The organism is Streptomyces sp. URMC 126 (assembly GCF_051386555.1).
In the GTDB taxonomy this organism is placed as follows: Bacteria; Actinomycetota; Actinomycetes; order Streptomycetales; family Streptomycetaceae; genus Streptomyces.
The window spans coordinates 1-2,922 of record NZ_JBPQTX010000520.1; the positions used below are offsets into that span (position 1 = coordinate 1).

Annotated in this window: 2 protein-coding genes and 1 pseudogene; 2 read left to right on the plus strand and 1 reads right to left on the minus strand. The window is 72.4% G+C overall.

The genetic code is table 11. From position 1 onward, the window contains the following. Positions 1–462, plus strand: a pseudogene (locus tag ACSNOK_RS32200) (serine/threonine protein kinase); the annotation flags it as partial. A 75-nt stretch (positions 463–537) separates the two neighbouring features. Here the strand turns inward: ACSNOK_RS32200 and ACSNOK_RS32205 are convergent. Then, the gene (locus ACSNOK_RS32205; protein WP_436784330.1) at positions 538–1,824 is read right to left on the minus strand and encodes an adenylosuccinate synthase; all 1,287 of its coding nucleotides are present in this window, start codon (positions 1,822–1,824) and stop codon (positions 538–540) included. A gap of 177 nt (positions 1,825–2,001) precedes the next feature. Between ACSNOK_RS32205 and ACSNOK_RS32210 the strand changes: the two genes are divergently transcribed. Further along, on the plus strand, positions 2,002–2,844 hold the full coding sequence (locus ACSNOK_RS32210) for a diacylglycerol kinase (protein WP_436784331.1): 843 nt from the start codon (positions 2,002–2,004) through the stop codon (positions 2,842–2,844). Positions 2,845–2,922: the final 78 nt, after the last annotated feature.

Consider the following 2,922-nt stretch of genomic DNA (forward strand, 5'->3'; position numbering starts at 1 on the left):
CCCACCCCCCACGGGGGCGGCACCACCAAGCCCGGCCCGACCACCGGCACCACCCCGCCGACGCCCTCCGAGACCCCGTCCCCGACCCCGGAGACCACCGGCGTGACGCGGTACAAGGGCGTCTGGCAGTCGGAGTTCGGCACCGACGACCGGCGCAACAAGCGCGTCCTCTTCGTCCGGCCGGGCGCCTCGGGCGCCCTGGTGGAGATCACCGGCGACGGCGTCCTGGACGACGGCACCAGCTACCACTGCGTCTGGCAGGCCTCGGTCACCGGCGGCGCCAACGCCACCACCCCGGGCCCCCTGCTGCTCGGCCCGTCCTCCGTCGCCAGCGCCCAGCCCACCTCCGCCTGCCAGCCGGGCTCCGCCTCGCAGCTGGTCCTGCTGCCGGACGGCCGGATGCGCCGCGACTTCGTCGACTCGGGGACGAAGGACGCTTCGCTGGTGTACACCAAGCAGTGAGACGGGAGCGCCCCGGTGGCCGTGACGGCCGCCGGGGCGCTGCTTCGCGCGTCTCGCCTTACGACGCGTCTCGCCTTACGAGAGGAACGAGTTGATCTCGATCGTCTCGGTGCGGCCCGGGCCGACGCCGATGGCGGAGATCGGGGCGCCCGACATCTCCTCCAGCGCCTTCACGTACGCCTGGGCGTTCTTCGGCAGGTCGGAGAACGTCTTGGCCTTGCTGATGTCCTCGGACCAGCCCGGCAGCATCTCGTAGACCGGCTTCGCGTGGTGGAAGTCGGTCTGGCTGTAGGGCAGCTCCTCGACGCGCTTGCCGTCGATCTCGTACGCGACGCAGACCGGGATCTGCTCCCAGCCGGTGAGCACGTCGAGCTTGGTGAGGAAGAAGTCCGTGAGGCCGTTGACGCGGGTCGCGTAGCGGGCGATCACGGCGTCGAACCAGCCGCAGCGGCGGTCGCGGCCGGTGGTGACACCGCGCTCGCCGCCGATGGTGCGGAGCTTCTCGCCGTCCTCGTCGAACAGCTCGGTCGGGAACGGGCCGGCGCCCACGCGGGTGGTGTACGCCTTGAGGATGCCGATCACCCGGTTGATCTTCGTGGGGCCCACGCCCGCGCCCGTGCAGGCGCCGCCCGCGGTCGGGTTCGAGGAGGTCACGAAGGGGTACGTGCCGTGGTCCACGTCCAGCAGCGTGCCCTGGCCGCCCTCGAAGAGGACGACCTTGCCCTCGTCGATGGCGTTGTTCAGGATCAGCGTGGTGTCCGCGACGAACGGCTTGATCTGCTCGGCGTAGCCCAGCAGCTCCTCGACGATCTTGTCGGCCTCGATGGCGCGGCGGTTGTACAGCTTCGCGAGGATCTGGTTCTTGAAGTCGAGGGCCGCCTCGACCTTCTGCGTCAGGATCGACTCGTCGTAGAGGTCCTGGACCCGGATGCCCACGCGGTTGATCTTGTCGGCGTAGGTCGGGCCGATGCCGCGGCCGGTGGTGCCGATCTTGCGCTTGCCGAGGAAGCGCTCCGTCACCTTGTCGACCGTGGTGTGGTACGGCGTGATCAGGTGCGCGTTGCCGCTGATCAGGAGCTTGGACGTGTCGACGCCGCGCTCGTTCAGCCCGCTCAGCTCGGAGAGCAGGACCGCCGGGTCGACGACGACGCCGTTGCCGATGACCGGGGTACACCCCGGCGAGAGGATCCCGGAAGGGAGGAGATGCAGCGCGTATTTCTGGTCACCGACGACCACCGTGTGACCGGCGTTGTTGCCGCCTTGGTAACGCACCACATAGTCCACGGAGCCACCGAGCAGGTCGGTGGCCTTTCCCTTGCCCTCGTCACCCCACTGAGCACCGAGCAGCACAAGTGCGGGCACAGGCGTACACCCCTTCCGGGCGGGGCATGTCCAACGTGCGCGCGGGTGGCGTGAGCCCGGGATTCAGGGCGTCCACCACCGCTAGAGCCGTCGAACCGGTGCCCCGGATAGACGAAGCCCCTGGCGCAACAGCGACAGGGGCTCTTGCACCGAGAGGTTACCTGAGGAAGGACGAACGTGTCGGCTGCAGACCCGACCGGACAGCAGCTGCTGATCGTCGTCGACCCGGTCGCGCGGCGCGTGGACGGTGAATCCGTGCGGATCGCCAAGGACGTGCTGACGGCCGGGTCGACGGCCAGGATCTGTCTCCCGGACGGCCCCGGCGAGGTCGCGCGGGCGGTGGCCCGGCGCGGCCGGCGGCGGCCGGTCGTCGTCGGGGACGACCGCGCCTTACTGCGCGTGGCCGGGCTGCTCCACCGGCAGCGGGAGCTGGCGGACACCCCCCTCGCCTGGGTGCCGGTCGGGCCGCTGCCCGCGCTCTCGACCGCGCGGGCGCTGGGGGTGCCCCTGGGGGCCGTGGCGGCGGCCCGCGCGGTCCTGGACGGCGTCGAGCGGCGGCTGGGCCTGCTGGCGGACGAGGACGACGGCGTGGTGCTCGGCGAGCTCTGGGCGCCCGCCGCCCTGCCGCGCGAACGCGCCGGCCATCCGGCGGCGGCCCGGCCGGCGTACCGCCCGTGGTGGTCCCCCGCCGCGCGGACGGCCCGGACGGCGCTGGCCCTGCTCTCGCGGCCGGCGGGGCGCTCCGGAACCGGCCTGTGGCTCCGGGTCGAGGCCGACGGCGTCCTGCTGGCCGACGAGGACCATCCGCTGGAGCGGGTCGCCGTCACGGCGGCAGGCGGCTTGGCGGAGGTCTCCGTCCATCCACAGGGCGACGGGCCTCCTCTGCGCTGCCGTGCCCGGTCCGTGACCCTTTCCGGGCCCGATTTCCGCTATCGGGCCGATGAGCGGCTTCGGGGGCCGGTGGGGGAGCGGACGTGGACGGCGCTGGGGGAGGCGTGGCGGCTGGTGTTGCCGGCGTAGCCGGCGAGGGGTGCCCCGGACCCTCCCCCAGAGGGGGCACCCCCATTCACCGTTTCTTGGGGGGGGGGGCCCCCGCAC